General features: G+C 58.7%; 17 protein-coding genes. 10 read left to right on the top strand and 7 right to left on the bottom strand.

The genetic code is table 11. The features are described 5' to 3' along the window. Window positions 1–77: 77 nt before the first annotated feature. Complete coding sequence (locus ACP26L_RS21485) at window positions 78–917, top strand: amidohydrolase family protein (RefSeq protein ID WP_426446221.1); 840 nt, start codon at window positions 78–80, stop codon at window positions 915–917. A gap of 116 nt (window positions 918–1,033) precedes the next feature. Here the strand turns inward: ACP26L_RS21485 and ACP26L_RS21480 are convergent, their stop codons facing one another. Then, a complete protein-coding gene (locus ACP26L_RS21480) occupies window positions 1,034–1,942 on the bottom strand; it encodes a LysR family transcriptional regulator (protein WP_426446220.1) in 909 nt (302 codons plus the stop codon). 146 nt (window positions 1,943–2,088) lie between these two features. Between ACP26L_RS21480 and ACP26L_RS21475 the strand changes: the two genes are divergently transcribed. Further along, window positions 2,089–2,706 carry an acyl-CoA thioesterase gene (locus ACP26L_RS21475; protein WP_426446218.1) on the top strand — a complete coding sequence of 206 codons (618 nt, stop codon included), beginning with the start codon at window positions 2,089–2,091 and terminating at the stop codon, window positions 2,704–2,706. A 248-nt stretch (window positions 2,707–2,954) separates the two neighbouring features. On the opposite strand, the gene ACP26L_RS21470 is transcribed toward ACP26L_RS21475, so the two are convergent. From ACP26L_RS21470 to ACP26L_RS21460, 3 genes are all read right to left on the bottom strand, one after another. After that, window positions 2,955–3,275 carry a hypothetical protein gene (locus ACP26L_RS21470; protein ID WP_426455040.1) on the bottom strand — a complete coding sequence of 107 codons (321 nt, stop codon included), beginning with the start codon at window positions 3,273–3,275 and terminating at the stop codon, window positions 2,955–2,957. After that, window positions 3,215–3,559, bottom strand: a complete 345-nt coding sequence (locus ACP26L_RS21465; RefSeq protein WP_426446216.1) for an NmrA family NAD(P)-binding protein — start codon at window positions 3,557–3,559, stop codon at window positions 3,215–3,217. The genes ACP26L_RS21470 and ACP26L_RS21465 overlap by 61 nt, the downstream gene beginning before the upstream one ends. Before the next feature lie 61 nt (window positions 3,560–3,620). Continuing rightward, on the bottom strand, window positions 3,621–3,887 hold the full coding sequence (locus ACP26L_RS21460) for an NmrA family NAD(P)-binding protein (RefSeq protein ID WP_426446215.1): 267 nt from the start codon (window positions 3,885–3,887) through the stop codon (window positions 3,621–3,623). Between the two features lie 422 nt (window positions 3,888–4,309). On the opposite strand from ACP26L_RS21460, the gene ACP26L_RS21455 reads away from it, so the two are divergent. The 4 genes from ACP26L_RS21455 to ACP26L_RS21440 all read left to right on the top strand — a co-directional run bounded on the left by ACP26L_RS21455 (window position 4,310) and on the right by ACP26L_RS21440 (window position 9,558). Continuing rightward, window positions 4,310–5,032 carry a YebC/PmpR family DNA-binding transcriptional regulator gene (locus tag ACP26L_RS21455; protein ID WP_426455039.1) on the top strand — a complete coding sequence of 241 codons (723 nt, stop codon included), beginning with the start codon at window positions 4,310–4,312 and terminating at the stop codon, window positions 5,030–5,032. A 63-nt stretch (window positions 5,033–5,095) separates the two neighbouring features. Continuing rightward, window positions 5,096–5,659 carry a hypothetical protein gene (locus ACP26L_RS21450; RefSeq protein WP_426446213.1) on the top strand — a complete coding sequence of 188 codons (564 nt, stop codon included), beginning with the start codon at window positions 5,096–5,098 and terminating at the stop codon, window positions 5,657–5,659. 286 nt (window positions 5,660–5,945) lie between these two features. After that, entirely contained in the window at window positions 5,946–6,389 is a 444-nt protein-coding gene (gene fucU / locus ACP26L_RS21445) for an L-fucose mutarotase (RefSeq protein WP_426446211.1), read from the top strand. Window positions 6,390–6,489: 100 nt separating this feature from the next. Then, complete coding sequence (locus ACP26L_RS21440; RefSeq protein WP_426446210.1) at window positions 6,490–9,558, top strand: X2-like carbohydrate binding domain-containing protein; 3,069 nt, start codon at window positions 6,490–6,492, stop codon at window positions 9,556–9,558. Between the two features lie 236 nt (window positions 9,559–9,794). On the opposite strand, the gene ACP26L_RS21435 is transcribed toward ACP26L_RS21440, so the two are convergent. From ACP26L_RS21435 to ACP26L_RS21425, 3 genes are all read right to left on the bottom strand, one after another. Then, window positions 9,795–10,559 carry a class I SAM-dependent methyltransferase gene (locus ACP26L_RS21435; RefSeq protein WP_426446208.1) on the bottom strand — a complete coding sequence of 255 codons (765 nt, stop codon included), beginning with the start codon at window positions 10,557–10,559 and terminating at the stop codon, window positions 9,795–9,797. Between the two features lie 122 nt (window positions 10,560–10,681). Further along, a complete protein-coding gene (locus tag ACP26L_RS21430; protein ID WP_426446206.1) occupies window positions 10,682–11,275 on the bottom strand; it encodes a YdeI/OmpD-associated family protein in 594 nt (197 codons plus the stop codon). Window positions 11,276–11,486: 211 nt separating this feature from the next. Continuing rightward, the gene (locus tag ACP26L_RS21425) at window positions 11,487–12,320 is read right to left on the bottom strand and encodes a helix-turn-helix transcriptional regulator (protein ID WP_426446204.1); all 834 of its coding nucleotides are present in this window, start codon (window positions 12,318–12,320) and stop codon (window positions 11,487–11,489) included. A gap of 125 nt (window positions 12,321–12,445) precedes the next feature. On the opposite strand from ACP26L_RS21425, the gene fabF reads away from it, so the two are divergent. The 4 genes from fabF to ACP26L_RS21405 all read left to right on the top strand — a co-directional run bounded on the left by fabF (window position 12,446) and on the right by ACP26L_RS21405 (window position 16,407). Continuing rightward, window positions 12,446–13,693 carry a beta-ketoacyl-ACP synthase II gene (gene fabF / locus ACP26L_RS21420; protein WP_426446202.1) on the top strand — a complete coding sequence of 416 codons (1,248 nt, stop codon included), beginning with the start codon at window positions 12,446–12,448 and terminating at the stop codon, window positions 13,691–13,693. 118 nt (window positions 13,694–13,811) lie between these two features. Continuing rightward, window positions 13,812–15,122 (top strand): MFS transporter, encoded by a 1,311-nt coding sequence (locus ACP26L_RS21415; RefSeq protein ID WP_426446200.1) that lies wholly within the window; start codon window positions 13,812–13,814, stop codon window positions 15,120–15,122. Between the two features lie 139 nt (window positions 15,123–15,261). Continuing rightward, window positions 15,262–15,492 carry a hypothetical protein gene (locus ACP26L_RS21410; protein WP_426446198.1) on the top strand — a complete coding sequence of 77 codons (231 nt, stop codon included), beginning with the start codon at window positions 15,262–15,264 and terminating at the stop codon, window positions 15,490–15,492. 420 nt (window positions 15,493–15,912) lie between these two features. Then, a complete protein-coding gene (locus ACP26L_RS21405) occupies window positions 15,913–16,407 on the top strand; it encodes a GNAT family N-acetyltransferase (RefSeq protein ID WP_426446196.1) in 495 nt (164 codons plus the stop codon). Window positions 16,408–16,783: the final 376 nt, after the last annotated feature.

Below are 16,783 nucleotides of genomic sequence, written 5' to 3'. Positions count from 1 at the left end.
TGCGTCGAAGTGTAGTTAGGTGACGGTAGGCGGTCCGCTGTCAGTATACCGAGAGTACCGGAGGAGGAGAACTAGCAATGAAGATCGACGCACACCAGCACTATTGGAGCATAGCCCGGGGGGACTACGGATGGATCACGCCGGAGCTTCCGCTGATGAACCGCGACTATCTGCCGGAGATGCTCGAAGCGCACTTAAAGCGGCACGGCATCGAACGTACGATCGTCGTCCAGGCGGCGCAGACGATAGCGGAGACGGAGTTCCTGTTGGAGCTCAGTGAGCGGACCGAGTCGGTTGCAGGGGTGGTGGGCTGGTTGGATTTGTTTGATCCCGGACACCGGGAGCAGTATGAGACGCTCAGCCGGCATCCGAAGCTGGTGGGCTTCCGGATCATGATCCAGGAGCTCGCGGATGCATCCGCTGTCCTCGAAGACGGCTTCGTGGAAGCATTGACCTATTATGCGGAGCTCGACGTTCCCGTCGATCTGCTCGTTCTCCCGCATCAGCTGGATGTGCTTGTGGAGCTGGCGGACCGGGTGCCGGGGCTGCGCGGCGTGATCGACCACCTGGGCAAACCGCCCATCGCGTCAGGCCGGCTGGACCCATGGAGGGAGCAGCTGCAGCGACTGGCGGCACATCCGAACTTATACTGCAAGCTATCCGGCATGGTCACCGAGGCTGATCATCAGGCATGGCGTACGGGCGATTTTCAGCCGTATGTCCACCATGTCATAGAGTCCTTCGGTCCGAAGCGCGTCATGTTCGGGAGCGACTGGCCCGTCTGCCTGCTTGCAGCGGACTATGACCAGGTCGTTCAGGTGCTGGAACGATCGCTTCCGCAAGGCTTGACGGAAGAGGATCGATCGGGCCTTTACGGGAACAACGCGGCTGAGTTCTACAAGCTGGATGCCCGTTAACAGCATGCCAATCGAAATTAGGAGCGAACCGCACTCAGCAGAGGGCGGTTTTTTTGAAATAAACGCGCAACGTCCTTAAAGGACGGCGAAGCCGTTTATCTTGCATTCAGCCCACGTTATTCGTCTTCCGCAGCAGGCGGCGTTACCTTCGCTTCCATGAGTCGCACCCATTCCCTCGCCGCAAAGGACATGTATTTGTCCTTGCGCCAGATCATGGAGAGGCGCCAGGGAATGGACGGCCGCACGACCGGCACGGAGGCAAAGCGCCGGGAGTCCAGCCTCCGGCAGACCCCCTCGGGGAGCAGGGTGATGCCGTATTTGGCCGCGACCATCTCCGTCATGAAGTCCCACTGCGAGCTCTCGAAGACGATCCGCGGCTCGAAACCGGCGGCTTCGCACCGTTCCTTAATGAGGTGATGCAGGGTAAAGTCCTCGCGGAACATGATGAACGGCTCGTCCTCCAGCTGTTTCAAGGTGACGGCATCCCGGGAGGCCAGTCGGTGTCCCGCATGCACAACGAGATGGAGATCCTCGTGGACGCAGGGAAGAATATGAAACCTGCTTTCGTCCTTGACCGGCAGGATCACCAGGCTGAAATCAAGCTCTCCCTGGAGCACATCCCCCTCTAAGCTTTTCCCGCCCTGTTCCAATACATGCAGCCGGATATTCGGATACTCCGTAAGGAAGCTCTCGATGATCGAGGGCAGGAAATACCCGCCGGTCATCGGCGGAATGCCAAGCCGCAGGGTGCCTTTTTGAAGCGAAGTCACTTCCTCCAGCTCGCTGGTCATGAGCTCCACGGACTGCAGGATCCCCTTGGCCGAGTGGAGGATGCTTCTGCCCGCATCGGTCAGCTCGATCTTCTTGGCGGACCGGTCGATGAGCTGGACGCCGAGATCCTCTTCGAGCAGACGGACCATCTTGGATAAGGAGGGCTGGGTAATATGCAGGCTGCGCGCCGCTTGGGTGAAGCTTCCAGACTCCGCCACGGCAACGAAATAAGTGAGTTGTTTGAGGTCGATCATGATAGCTCCTTTGTGTGCAAGGGTCTTCCCACTGTGGTCACCTATAGTGAAAAGGAATGGAACCTATGCGATATATGTATTTTACCTATACATTCAGGTGGAGTAAACTAAGCACTGATCAAATCCAACAGAAATCAGGTGCCAGCATGAATCACACAATGAACTCCTATACCACTGCACTGACTACACGGCCCGCTTCGGCGTCCCTTACTATAAAAGACTCGATCGTCCTGCCTCCGGATACGAATCATCACGGAACGATCTTCGGCGGCAAGCTCATGGCCTACATCGATGACGTAGCTACCATTGCCGCTACCCGTCACGCCCGCCGTCCTGTCGTAACGGCTTCCACGGACTCCGTTGACTTCCTTCATCCCGTGAAGGAAGGCGACGCCGTCAGCCTGTCGGCCTTCGTCACCTGGTCCCACAAGACCTCGATGGAAGTATTCGTACGGGTCGTGACGGAGGATCTGCTCACTGGAGCGCGCAAAGTATGCGCCACGTCCTTCCTGACCTTCGTTGCGCTGGGTGAAGACGGCAGACCGACGGAAGTGCCGGGCGTGCTCGCCGAAACCGACGAAGAGCGGCTGCTCTACGATACGGCGGCCGAGCGGAAGGAAGCCCGGAAGATCCGCCGGGGTGAGAGCAAGCACTTCGCGGATTTCATGGGCACGGAGTGCGCGGTTCGGGAGTCGAAGCCGGAGCGGAAGCCCCGCCGTTCGTTCAACCGGGAGTATGAGAGCGCCTGGGAAGCGGAATGGTAATCTAAGGCGGACCGGCAGGCTCCGGAGGGATGCCTCCGGTTAAGCTGCTCGGTGTACCTTTGCCCCCCTTGTATTGCCTGGGAAATCATGGAGGAGCTTCGAAGAGCATGATGAGGCTCCCTGCGCTGAAATCGGATAAAGCTGCGCGTCGAATGCGCAGTTTTTTTGCGTTTTTTGTTGTAATATGGTGAACCATGCCGCTGCGTGGCAAAACAGATGTACATGCCGGATCGCTCGGTAGAGAGGGACTAGCTCGGATCGATAAGGATCCCGCTGCGGTGCTGCTCTGCCCACTCCCGGAAGGGGGTCAGACGGACGCCGTAAGCTGCAAGCTCTCCGATGGCTGCCCGGTGTCCGATGTCGTTCAGCCATTCATCCTCGCGGCCCAGCGCGCGGCCCTGTACCCTGGCTTTCTCGTAGGACAAAAAGACGGCGCTCACGTTACGTCGCGTGGCGGCCGACAGGGCGGCAGCGGCTTCCTCCATCGTCAGCGCCTCCGAGGTCAGCTCTAGCGTCCGGCCGCCGAAGCGGTGCGGCTCGGCGAACGCCGCCGCGGCAAACGCCCCGATATCCCGGAGGCGATGAACTGAACGCGCGTGTCCGGCCTGAGAGCGGTGACCAGCCTGCCCTGACGGAGCTCCGGGTACAGGAAGGAGGCCATGGGCGGCTTGAAATTCTCCATGAACATCGTCGGCTTGAAGATCGTGTGCAGAGGGAAGCCGGCATGGCGGACGCTCTCCTCGATCCGCCACTTGCTCTCCCAGTAAGCGTCGTTCCAATAGCCTGCCCCCGCCTTCGGCATGTGCCGGTGGTCTCCGGCGGCGGCGACGCTCGTCTGGACAAAGTGACGCACCCCTGCGCGCCGGGACGCCTCGATCAGGTTCCAGGCGTTCCGGTACTCGTACTCCGGATCCTCATGGTCCGGTACCGGGATGGCGAATACTCCTTATACCTGCTCCAGCAGCTTCCAGCGAGGCGGGGACGGACAAATCGCCGGAGCAGATCTCCGCCCCGAGCTCAGCCATGTGGCGTGCTTTGAGCGGATCGCGGACCAGGATCCGGACCCTGTGTCCCTGCTCGAGCAGGCTGCGGGCCGCAGCTCCGCCCTGTGCTCCCGTAGCCCCGATAACCAGGATGGGGCCTTGCTCCCCGGCGGTTGGTAAGTTAGGTTTCCTATTCATGTGAATGTTCCTTCTTCGTGAATCTCCTATTCAGGTACACAAGTACCTTAGTGGATGAAGCAGCCGGCGGGCAAAGCGCAGAAACCTTCATTTTGCGCCTTTTGGATCCAATGGTTCTCATCTGTGGGAGGGGAATGTACGGATCACGCTGGCTGGCTGGATTTATCTTGACTGCACGGGGCTTGGGGCGTAAGAGAATATTTCTGCTCAAAATCCTTAATGGAGCCCAGCGGCAGCCGTAACATGACAGAAACGTTAACCGGAAGGGCCGCCGCCGCGGTTTTTTGTGCTGCGCCGATTCTCTCATCGGGCAAGAAAGAATACGCTTCAAACTTGTTCCAGCTGTCTTTACGAGATATAATGGACAAGGAATTATGCAGTCGAAATAAGTACATACCAAGTCGAAAGTGAGCGGGATCAGTATGGGCCGTAAGTGGAACAATATCAAAGAAAAGAAAGCATCCAAGGATGCGAGTACGAGTCGCATATATGCAAGATTCGGCCGCGAGATTTATGTAGTGGCCAGACGGGGCGAGCCCGATCCGGAATCGAACCGCGCCCTGAAGGTGGTTCTTGAGCGTGCGAAGACCTATAACGTGCCGAAGGCGATTATCGACCGTGCGCTGGAGAAAGCCAAGGGCGGCGGCGAGGAAAACTATGACGAGCTCCGTTACGAAGGCTTCGGTCCGAACGGCTCGATGGTCATCGTTGAGGCGCTGACCAATAACGTGAACCGGACGGCCTCCGAAGTGCGGGCGGCCTTCACGAAGAACGGCGGAAGCCTCGGCGTGAGCGGTTCGGTAGCGTACATGTTCGACGCAACGGCTGTCATCGGCCTGACCGGCAAGACCTCCGACGAAGTGTTCGAGATTCTTGTCGAAGGGGAAGTCGACGTGCGCGATATCGTGGAAGAGGATGAAGCGGTGATCATCTACGCGGATCCGGAGCAGTTCCATGCCGTGCAGGAGGCGCTGAAGAACGCCGGCGTATCGGAATTCACGGTCGCCGAGCAGACCATGCTCGCGCAGAACTACATTACGCTGCCGGCAGATGCGCAGGGGCAGTTCGAGAAGATGATCGACGTCCTCGAGGACCTTGAAGATGTGCAGCAGGTCTATCATAACGTGGACTTGGATGAAGAATAAGGTGGATGGGATCGGCAGCTTTCCTGAGAGGAGGCTGCCGTTTTTTTGTAGGCTTCAGGCCGGATGAACGGAGGAGGAGGGCATGTGGGCCGGAACGTTACGGCTAATTTGGGGCACAGGCTGGATGAAGAAGGCATAATCACCCTGTGCGAGGCATTAAACAGGGGAGAACTTCGCCAAGTCAATCTTATGGCAGGTGTTCTAGAGGGACAGGGTGGAGTCTGGAAGAGAATACCCGGTGACACCGGAGAGCCTGTTGAAATTGATAGTCCAGGCGGTATGTCGTTTACTTTTTTTGAAAAGGTGTGCTACGTCCATCTCCTCATCCGCTGGAACACGTTTATATTGAATAAGGAGATGCAGGAGCAGGTAAGAAGAGGGGTATATGACTTGGCCTCCTATCTGCAGGCCTCATATGCCATCTATGTCTCGGATAATGAAGATCCGGAGTCTGCTGTTCTGGACGTTCTATACGATGACCCACGCCGGGACTTGGATGAAACGAGAGAGTGGCTGCGAAGCCGGTTCGGAGAACCGCAAAAGCATATCGCAGATCTCGTCAGGCAAGCCGGGGAACATCGCGTTTATAAAGGCTATTATATCGACACCTTTCAGATTCTAAAGTAGAGAACCCTCGCGCATGGCAGGCAGCTCGAAAGTCTTACCTCGAGGGAGATGAGCTTTCGGCAACGAAGCGCAGTGCGGAACGACACGGCGTTCAGTAACCCATCTCCCGATTGCGACCCGGGCAAGAGGACGGGATAGAGCTTTGGGGGAGGTTTGGATACCGGGCAGCTGCAGCTTGAGTCGCTGAGGGAGCTTCTCAGTGAATTGGAAGAGCTGCGGAAGCGAGATTTGTTGTAATCAGGTGGCCCAAGTCCATAGTTTCATATCCCAAGGAGGCTGAACAATAATGCTCATTGGAATTCCACGTATCCTGTCCCCGGAACTGCTCAAGGTGCTCATGGAAATGGGCCACAGTGATGAAATTGTATTGGCGGATGCCAATTTCCCGGCCGCCAGCGTGGCTCAGCGGCTGATCCGCTGCGACGGCCATCCGATCCCCGAGCTGCTGGAGGCGATCCTGCAGCTGATGCCGCTCGACACTTATACGGTGTCGCCTGCCGCGGTGATGGAGGTCGTCCCGGGAGACTCGGTCGAAACGTCGATTTGGCAGCGCTATCAGGACCTGATGGCTCAACAGCTGGGCGCGACCCCATCCTTCGAAAGCCTGGAACGCTTCGCCTTCTATGAACGGGCCCGAAAAGCCTATGCCGTCATAGCGACAGGGGAGTCAGCACAGTACGCCAACCTGATCCTGAAGAAGGGGATCATCAGAGCACAAACGGACAAGTGAAAAAGTCACTTCAGCGTTAGCAGCGCTTTCATCCCGCGGGTATGATGGGGGTATCTTCCTGCTTCCAGCAGGCTAGCCCATGAGGATGGAGGAACTGAGGATGACTCGTATCAAACGAAGGCGCAAACTGGGTACGGCCCTGCTCGCGGCGGTCCTGATCGGCACGGCTTGGCCTGCGATTGCCCCGAAAGCACAGGCGGCGGCCAGCGAGCCTTATACCTGGCGCAATGTGGTAACCGGTGCGGGCGGAGGGTTCGTGCCGGGCATCGAGTTCAATGCGAAGGAAAAGGATCTGATCTATTCACGCACGGATATCGGCGGGGCTTACCGGTGGAATCCGGCGGACAGCTCCTGGATTCCGCTGCTCGACTCCATCGGCTGGGATCAGTGGGGGTATACCGGTGTGGATGCGCTGGCGACCGACCCGGTCGATCCGAACCGTTTGTACCTCGCGGTCGGCACCTACACGAACGATTGGGACCCGAACCCCGGCGCGATCCTGCGCTCGACGGATAGGGGGACAACCTGGAAAACCACCGTGCTTCCCTTCAAGGTGGGCGGGAATATGCCGGGCCGCTCGATGGGCGAGCGGCTCGTGATCGATCCGAACCTGAACAGCACGCTGTTCTTCGGGGCGCGCAGCGGGAACGGCCTGTGGAAGAGCACCGATTACGGGGCAACCTGGAACAAGGTGATTTCCTTCCCGAATCCGGGCACGTACGTTCAAGACCCCTCCAATCCCTACCAGTCGGACATCATGGGGCTGGCCTGGATCGTGTTGGATCCAAAGTCCGGCTCAGCAGGGCAGGCTTCCAAGACGATCTATGCCGGCGTGGCCGACAAGACGACGAGCATCTACAAGAGCACCGACGGTGGAGCTACCTGGACGGCGGTCCCTGGCCAGCCGGCAGGCTATCTTCCTCATCATGGCGTGATCTCGGGCGACTCTCTATATATCACGTACAATGACGGGATCGGCCCGTATGACGGAACCAAAGGAGACGTGTGGAAGCTGAACCTGACAACCGGGGCCTGGACGAATATTTCACCGGTGCCGAGTTCCTCCACAGACAATTATTTCGGCTACGGAGGCCTGGCGGCGGATGCCCAGAACCCGGGCACGCTTGTCGTCTCCACACTGAATTCGTGGTGGCCGGATGCCAACCTGTACCGGACCCGCGACGGCGGGGCGAGCTGGACGCCGATCTGGGAGTGGAGCGGGTATCCGAACCGGACGCTGCGGTATACGCAGGATATCACGGCCGCCCCGTGGCTCGACTTCGGCAATAATCCAAGCCCGCCGGAGGTTACTCCGAAGCTCGGATGGATGATCGGGGATGTCGAGATCGATCCATTCGACAAAGACCGGCTGCTGTACGGAACGGGTGCGACGATCTACGGCACGAAGAATCTAACCGCCTGGGACACGGGGGGCAAAGTGAATCTTTCCGTAGCAGCCAAGGGGCTGGAGGAGATGGCCGTCCTAGACCTGATCTCCCCTCCGGCAGGAGCTCCGGTGATCTCGGGGGTAGGGGACGTGTCGGGCTTCAGGCATGACGACGTCACCAAGGCGCCAGCCAAAATGCTGATCAAGCCAAGCAGCACGTCCTCGCTGGACTATGCCGAGCTGACGCCGGCCTTCATCGCACGCGTCGGGTATGCCGACAAGAATGCCGACCCGAACGCCAAATCCCTGTCGGTCTCCTATGACGGAGGAGCGAACTGGTTCAACCCGTCTGGCGAACCGTCCGGAACGAAGGGCGGCGGCATGATCGCCGTCGGCGCCGATGCCGGCTCTCTCGTCTGGAGCACCTCGGATCTGGGCGTGTTCCACTCGAAGAACAGCGGCGGCAGCTGGACAGCCAGCACGGGGCTGCCGGCCGGGGCGGAGGTGGCGGCGGACCGGGTGAACAAGAGCAAGTTCTACGCGGCGTCCGCGGGCAAGTTCTACGTGAGCACCGACGGCGGCGCGGTGTTCACGCAGACGGCGGCGGCCGGACTGCCAACCGAAGGAGTGCTGAACTTCAAGGCGATGCCGGGCCGGGAAGGCGAGATCTGGCTCGCCGGCGGCACAACGAAGACCACCTACGGCCTCTGGCACTCGATCGATGGGGGCGCTTCCTTCGTCAAGCTGCCGAATGTCCAGGAAGCGGATGTCGTCGGCTTCGGCAAGGCGGCACCCGGGAGGGACTACATGGCCCTGTACATTTCCGCCAAGGTCGACGGGGTACGCGGCATCTATCGTTCCGATGATCAGGGCGGCACATGGGTGCGCATCAATGACGACGCCCACCAGTACGGTGTGACGAACTCGGCTATCACGGGAGACCCCAAGCTGTACGGCCGTGTCTATCTTGGGACGAACGGCAGGGGAATCCTGTACGGCGACTCTGCGGGAGCAACCACACCGCCGCCGGTACAGAACCCGGCGATCTCTCCGGCATCCGCCGCTTTTGACAAGAACGCTTCGAAGGCTGCGGATCTCCCGGTGGGGCTGACCTTGAACGGCAGCACCTTCACTGGCATCCGTAATGGCAGTACCGCGCTTACGGCGGGAACGCACTATACCGTCAGCGGGTCGACCGTTACGCTGCTGAAGAGCTATCTGGCCGCGCAGCCGGTGGGCACCGCCACGCTGACCTTCCTGTTCGGGAACGGTACGACGGCTGCATTGACCGTTACGATCACGGAATCCACGACAGCCCCTCCTCCGGTGAGCGGCGGTTTGAAGGTCCAGGTTCAGAACGGCACGACGGCCGCGGCGGCGAATTCCATTGCCCCGCGGATCCGCCTTATGAATACGGGAACATCGGCGGTTGAGCTGTCGGATGTGACGCTGCGTTACTATTACACGACGGACGGGGACCAAGCGCAGAGCTTCTTCTGCGACTGGTCCAGCAGCGGCTGCGCGAATGTGACGGGAACCTTCGCCAAGCTCACGGCTGCGAAGCCTGGCGCGGACAGCTTCCTGGAGATCGGCTTCAAGGCGGGGGCAGGCACCCTGCCTGCGGGCAAGAGCATCGATATCCAGGCCCGCTTCTCCAAGACCGACTGGTCGAGCTATACCCAGACCGGAGATTACTCCTTCGATGCCGTGGCCGCATATACGGACCGTGAACAGGTAACCGCCTATATCCAAGGCGGGCGGGTATGGGGCATCGAGCCGTAAGGTACGCGGCGGAGGCTCGATTCGAATAGAATCGTCACTGCCGGGTCCCGTGCAGGCGGTCCTTTGAGGATCCCACACCAAAAAGCAGTCCGCCCTCCCTGGATGCAGAAGGAGGCGTGGACTGCTTTTATGATATACCGCTTCTGACCAAGCTAGGCTAGGCACAACGGGCCGGTGCACGGTCTAGTAAGAGCCAAGCCGCCTCGCAGCTGAGAGGCGGGATACCCTTCCCGAGATTAGACTTCCCCCCAGTACACCTCGGTTTCGTAGTCGAACGACACCCGGCCCTCCACGGCATTGCGGTCGAATATGCGGCGCAGTTCTTTCAGCATAGGTTCATGCATGGCATGGCCCGGAGGCGGCGCATAGGAGGAGGACAAGAGCCGGCCGCACAAGCCGTCGTAATCGAACAGCTGCCCGTAAGGAAAGCGGGCCTGGTGGAAGTCTCCCGCCCGGAAGAACGGTGCTAAGGCTTCGGGCGAGATATTCTTGTGGTTGACCTGGGCGTAATCCGTTCCATAGTTATGAAGCAGCTGTTCGTACTCTTCGAGGAACGGGGTGCCCTTCGTCAGCCTGGAATTCCAGATGAGCACCGCCCGGCCCCCGGGCCTCAGGATGCGGCGGAATTCCGTCTGCGCCCGCTCCCGGTCGAACCAATGGAACGCCTGCGCGCACACAATGAAGTCCACTGACGAGCCGGGGAGGCCGGTTTCTTCGGCGGAGGCGGCAGCCGTACGGAAGGACGTGTACGCTCCCAGCGCATCTTCGGCGGCAGCCAGCATGGCCGGGTTCGGTTCGACGGCGGTCACCCGGCAGCCCCGTTCCAGCAGCAGCCTCGAGAATTTGCCGGTTCCGGCTCCGATATCCGCGATCTCCGCGTCGGGATGCAGACCCACAGTGCCGAACAAGTAATCGAGCGCTTCCGCCGGATAATCGGGCCGGTATTTGACATAGTAATCGACGCGTTCGGTGAAACGTTCCTTGGAATCTTGGATACTCATAGGATCACTGCTCCTCTCCTAAGCACCTGCCGCAGGCAAGCGTTACTACCATGATAACTGAACCATACCGGTTTCGTACATATTGTGGAAATTTTCTATTGAATCCTGCCCCTCGTAGGATACTAATCCTGTAATCCTTTTCCAGCTAGAATTTGATCTGCATATTTCTCAACCCTGGATGTCCGGGTTTTGGATTGTTTGGGTTCGGAAAAATAAAGAAGGTATGCTCTTTGCCGTCCCGGCGTCAATGCTTCAAAAGCCTCTTTCAAGGCAGGCATTTCTTCGAGTTTATTTTGAAATTCTTCCGGAATGACGTATTCCGTATTCTTTTTAAAGCTCACTTCCAAACCGGCTTTTTCCACTTCAATGGCTTGTTCGATATAGGCTTTCAGGATGGGTTCCATTTCAACGATTTCTTGAACATGCGTGAACCGAATCTGGCGTGCCGCCTGTACATTCTCCGTTTGCTGGACTAGAATCCCATGGGGATCCTGCAGCAGGGCACCTTTGTGAAACAGAAGCGCACAGTAGTGTTTAAATCCATGGATCAACACGACATTTTTATTCTCGAACGTGTAACAAGGATGCATCCACTTCACTTCTTCGGTCAGCTCGCAGTCAAGAAGGATCATTCTTAATTTCTCGAACTCTTCCCGCCACGTTTTGGCTTTCCTCATAAATCCATCTACCTTAGGATTCATTCGACTGATCGTCACCACGAAACACTCCTCGTCCATTTTTCGAACAGCTGACCGTCAAGAATCATTCTCGATTTCACTGAAACAGGCATGAAGAGACGATCTTGTTCTTTTTATTCGACGTTGTGTTGCGTACTCCTTGCGATCCGTGCAGCGAGACCCAATCCCTTACCATGCGATGTACCCGGCGGCCCGCAAAAAATAAGGCACCATCCACCCAACCCCACCCTCAGCTCAGCAGCTGGTGAAGCTTCCGCTCGGTCGTTGACTCGAGCTTCGGCGTATAGACGCTGCATCGCAGATCCGTCTCCCCCTGCACCTGGAGCGAGGTGAGCTCGAAGAGCATCCGGCCGGCTTTGGCATGGCGGAACTCGAGAGTGAGATCCGGAGAGGAGCTGACCTTGCTCTCCTCCCACAGACGGCCGAAGTCCGGGTGCGCCTCCTTCATTTCCGCCAGGAACCGGTTATACCACTCGTCCCCGACATACTTGCCGTAGTAGGCCCGGAAGATCGCCAGGAAGCCGCTGACGAAATCCTCCCAGTTCACGGCCAGCCTCCGGAATTCCTGACGCGTGAAGAGCAGACGAATCATATTCCGTCCTTCCGCGGGAATCTCATCGAAATTCAGGAAGACACGCTGTGCGGCTTCGTTCCAGCCGACGATATGGCAGCGGCGGTCCGAGATGATCGTCGGGCAGTACTTCAGCTCTTTCAGTATTTTTTGCAGCGAGGGGCTGATCTGCAGCACGGTATCTTCCAGCGGCGGAATGGACGGGCCGGTCTCCAGCGCCAGCGAAAATAAGTAATTGCGCTCGTCCATCGTCAGCTGCAGCGCGCGGGAGATGCTCTCGAGCACGGAGACCGATACCTGGATATCCCGTCCCTGCTCGAGCCATGTGTACCAGGTGGTGCTTACGCCGGCCAGCTGGGCTATTTCTTCTCTCCGGAGCCCGGGGGTTCTGCGGCGGGGGCCGGCAGGCAGTCCGGCGGTGTCGGGGGAGATATGGGCCCGCCGGGCTTTCAAAAAGGCGGACAAAGCCTGCAATCGTTCCTGATGGTTCATAAAATTCCTCCGGTATTCATTATCCTGGCATCCATTATACCAGTATAAACTACAACTTGTAATAGGATAGTTCGCATGTCAAACTGTTAGTGAGAGAGCAGGGAAAACTGAAGGAGGACAAGGATATGGAACGGGTAGTGATTACAGGCATGGGCATCATCTCGCCGCTGGGCCAAGAAGTCGGCAGCTTTTGGGACGGACTCGTGAAAGGCAGGTCGGGAATAAAGAAGATCGAGGCATTCGATACCACCGCTTACAAGGGCAGGATCGCTGGAAGTGTCGCAGGGTTCGACGGGGAAGGGCGGTTCGGCCGGAAGGAAGCCCGGAAAATGGACCGCTTCTGCCAATTTGCGCTGGCGGCAGCGGAAGAGGCGCTTGAGCAGTCCGGGCTGCTCAGGTATGAGCTGAACAAGGAACGGACGGGCGTCTATGTGGGATCCGGCATCGGGGGGATTCAGACGCTGCTGGAGCAGGACCGGATCCTGCTCGAACGCGGACCCGGGCGGGTGAGCCCGACGCTCGTTCCCATGATGATCACGAATATGGCGGCCGCGGCCATCTCCATGCGCTGGGACCTGCAGGGACCCTCTCTGGCGCCGGTCACCGCTTGCTCGATCGGCAATACGGCCATTGGGGAGGCGTTCCGGGCCATCCGCTTCGGTGCGGCGGACGTGGTTGTCGCCGGAGGTGCGGAGGCGGCGGTCACGGAGATCTCCATGGCCAGTTTCAGCAGTGCATCGGTGATCTCCACGCGCAACAGCGAGCCCGAGCGGGCCAGCCGCCCCTTCGATGCCGGACGTGACGGCTTCGTGATCGCGGAGGGCGCCGGCATCCTCGTGCTGGAGAGCCTCACGCATGCCAGGCGGCGGGGAGCGGAGATCCTGGCTGAGGTGATCGGGTATGGCGCGAGCTCGGATGCGTATCACATGGTTGCCACCCATCCGGAAGGCCGGGGCGCGGCGCTGGCCATGCAGGCCGCGCTGGCGGAGGCGGGGCTGCAGGCACGGGAAGTGAACGTCATCAGTGCGCATGCGACGAGCACGGAGCTCGGCGACCGGTCCGAGGCCCTGGCGATCAAGAAGGTATTCGGCGAGCATGCCGGCGTGGTTCCCGTGACGGCCAACAAGTCGATGACCGGCCACATGCTGGGCGCTGCCGGCGGGGCGGAGGCGATCGCGCTGGTGGAGAGCCTGCGGCACGGCATCATACCGCCGACGACGAATCAGGAGCAGCCGGACCCCGAGTGCGGTCTGAACGTGGTCGCCAATACGGCGCGCAGCGCGGAACTTCACATAGGCATGTCGAATTCGTTCGGCTTCGGAGGCCATAATGCGGTGATTGTGCTGAAGAAATGGGAGGAGGGGGCTTTTTGAGACTGCAGGCTATTTTATTTTCCTAAGAATGGGATCATGAGCGCAAAGGTGTTGAATAAGTATAGGGAGGAGCATGTCTGTATGGATCCTTAGGCCCGAAGCGGAAAGGAGAAAGTGGATGGCACAACACATGGAATCGGCAAACACCCGCCGCATCACAGGCAACATCTTCAAGGGCTCGATCGGCAACCTGATCGAGTGGTACGACTGGTATGTGTATACCGCCTTCGCGGTGTACTTCTCGTCCGAGTTCTTCCCAAAGGGCGACCCGACGAGCCAGCTGCTCAATACGGCGGCGATCTTCGCCGTCGGGTTCCTGATGCGCCCCATCGGCAGTCTGCTGCTCGGCCGGTATGCCGACCGTCACGGACGGCGTGCAGCGTTAACGCTGTCGATCACCGTCATGGCCGGCGGTTCGCTGATCATCGCATGCACGCCGGGGTACGGCACGATCGGTCTATGGGCACCTGTCATTCTGGTGCTGGCCCGTCTGCTCCAAGGCTTGTCGCTCGGCGGGGAATACGGCACGTCGGCGACGTACTTGTCCGAGATGGCGAGCAGCGGGCGGCGCGGCTTCTACTCGAGCTTCCAATACGTTACGCTGATTGCCGGGCAGCTCGTGGCGCTGGGCGTCCAGATCATCCTCCAGCAGCTGCTCAGCGAGCCGGATATGAAAGCCTGGGGCTGGCGCATTCCCTTCGTCATCGGCGCGCTGGGTGCCCTCGCCGTGCTGTGGCTCCGGCGCACGATGGATGAATCCGAGCAGTTCGAGCGCATGGGGAAGGAGAGCCGCACGAGCGCGGGAACGATCAAGGCGCTGATGAAGCACCCGAGGGCCGTCCTTACAGTCGTCGGCCTGACTCTCGGCGGGACCGTTGCTTTCTACACGTACACGACATATCTGCAAAAATTCATGGTCAACACGGTGGGCCTGCCGAAGGAGACGGTCAGCTGGATTAATTTTTGGGCGCTGCTGCTCTTCGTAGGGCTTCAACCGCTGGCCGGTACACTGTCCGACCGCGTCGGAAGGAGGCCGCTGCTGCTCGGCTTTGGCATCCTCGGTACGCTGCTGACCGTTCCGCTGTTCCTGCTCCTGGAGCGATCGCAGACACCGGTGGAAGCCTTCCTGTTCATGATGGCGGGGCTGGTCATCGTCACGGGATACACCTCCATTAATGCGATCGTCAAAGCGGAGCTGTTCCCGACCGAAGTCCGGGCACTCGGCGTCGGGTTCCCTTACGGCGTCACGGTGGCCGTGTTCGGAGGCACGGCGGAGTTCATCGCGCTGTGGTGCAAGAGCATCGGCTATGAGCCCTTGTTTTATTACTATGTGGCGGCCTGTATTGCTCTCAGCCTCATCGTCTACTGGCGGATGGGCGAGTCGTCGAAGGAATCCCGCATCGAAGCGGAGAGGAACCTGTTCAAGTAAACGGCAGTCCTCTCCAGCTGGATAGACGGGAAAAGGGTTTGTTTGTTTTTTCACGGTTTTTTCGTATGGTTTGCAACAGAAAGCTCTTCCTCCTTGGGATATGATACATTCAGCAACGCGAGCCAAGGAGGAATAAACAATGAAACACACGAATGGTACGAAGAACATGAGGGCAAAAGGAATCAAGTGGATCGCAGGCGCAGCCTTGACGGCGGCTCTGGTGCTGCCGGGCGCAGCCAGCTTGAAGACGGAGGCGCTATTCGCGGCCAAGCCGGAGGCGAAGCCAGCAGTCGCGATAAAGGCGGAAGCGCAGCCTGAGGCGCTGTTCGCGGTGAAAGCAGAAGCGAAGCCAGAAGCCTCGCTCGCCTAACAGAATAAGGAAGGTGCCATGCTCCAGATTTCACTTGGCCATGTGCTCCTGTAGAAAAAACCGCCTGGTGCGGTTTTTTCTGTTTTTATGGTACGAACTGCTGCATCATCCAAAGAGAACGCCGTCCGATATGCAGCGGAAATGGGAGTACGCAAGGAGGCTGGGTGATGTGACTCGGGAATATTTGAAACGATACAGGTTTAATCCAAAAATGTGGGGTGCGGGCGGCTATAGGCTATGCGGTAAGGAATGAAAGGAGATGGCGAGATAGCCCAGACCCATGATGAGGATGGAGCTGCCGCAGATGTGGAGTGTCGGGTAACGAAAGTACCGTTATAATCAACCTTTCTCTGGTGCCTGCTCCCTCTGTTCGTGCATTAATAAGGTAGATGCAGCTGAGCAAAGGGGGACAAGATGAATATGACAGCGGACATATCCCTTCGGCCGGTTACCCGAGAGAACTGGCTTGAGGCGCTGAACCTACAGGTAAAGGAACAACAGGTCGGGTTCGTCCCGCCGGCGGCGGTATCACTGGCCAAAGTATATATCAAACCGGATGGGGATCTGGTAGAGTATGAACCATTTGCTATCTATGCAGGGTCGCAGCTGGTAGGATTCGTTATGCTGGCCTACGAAGAGGGGACGAACGACATGTACTGGCTGAACGGATTCCTAATTGATGCCCGCCACCAATACAAGGGATACGGCCGGGCGGCCCTTCATCGAATGATACAGCTCATCCGCAGCCGGTTTGCAGGATGTACGGAGATCCGGCTCAGCGTGCATCCGGACAATCGTCATGCCCTGAAGCTGTACGCCAGCACCGGGTTTATCCCGACAAGCCAAATGTCGGGCAGAGAACAGGTCTACAGGCTGCCGCTCGACGTTTGCGCACGGGGGGAGCAGAAGCCGTAACCCGCTTTGAGAGGCTGAAGAAGCAGACGAGCAAACGCGGGAGCAATTGAAGTAAAAGCTCCGCTTTTTACAGGACAAGGGGAATGGACAAACAAACCTTGTAACGCCAAGAAGGGCGGAGCAGATCCATCTGTCGCCATGTATCTCCGGCCTTTCGGCAGATCATCCACTTCGGTATGTGGGACAGAAGGGTATCCGGAAGCCGATTGACTTCAACGCGCGCCCATGGAAACGTTGCGGGAGAAACGGGACTGCTCATGCAGTCGGAGCCCAAGGCGTTCAAGAAGATCATCCGGGCAGGGACTTAGGCTCCGCGTTCGACATCTTCGTCGGGAAGCGGAAAAGAATGGCGGGTACGGGCTCACAAAGGAAGTTA

Origin of the sequence: Paenibacillus sp. S-38 (assembly GCF_049942825.1) — a bacterium.
Taxonomy (GTDB): domain Bacteria; phylum Bacillota; class Bacilli; order Paenibacillales; family NBRC-103111; genus Paenibacillus_G.
Note: the sequence above shows the minus strand (reverse complement) of the source record. Positions and strands in the feature narration are given on the sequence as shown.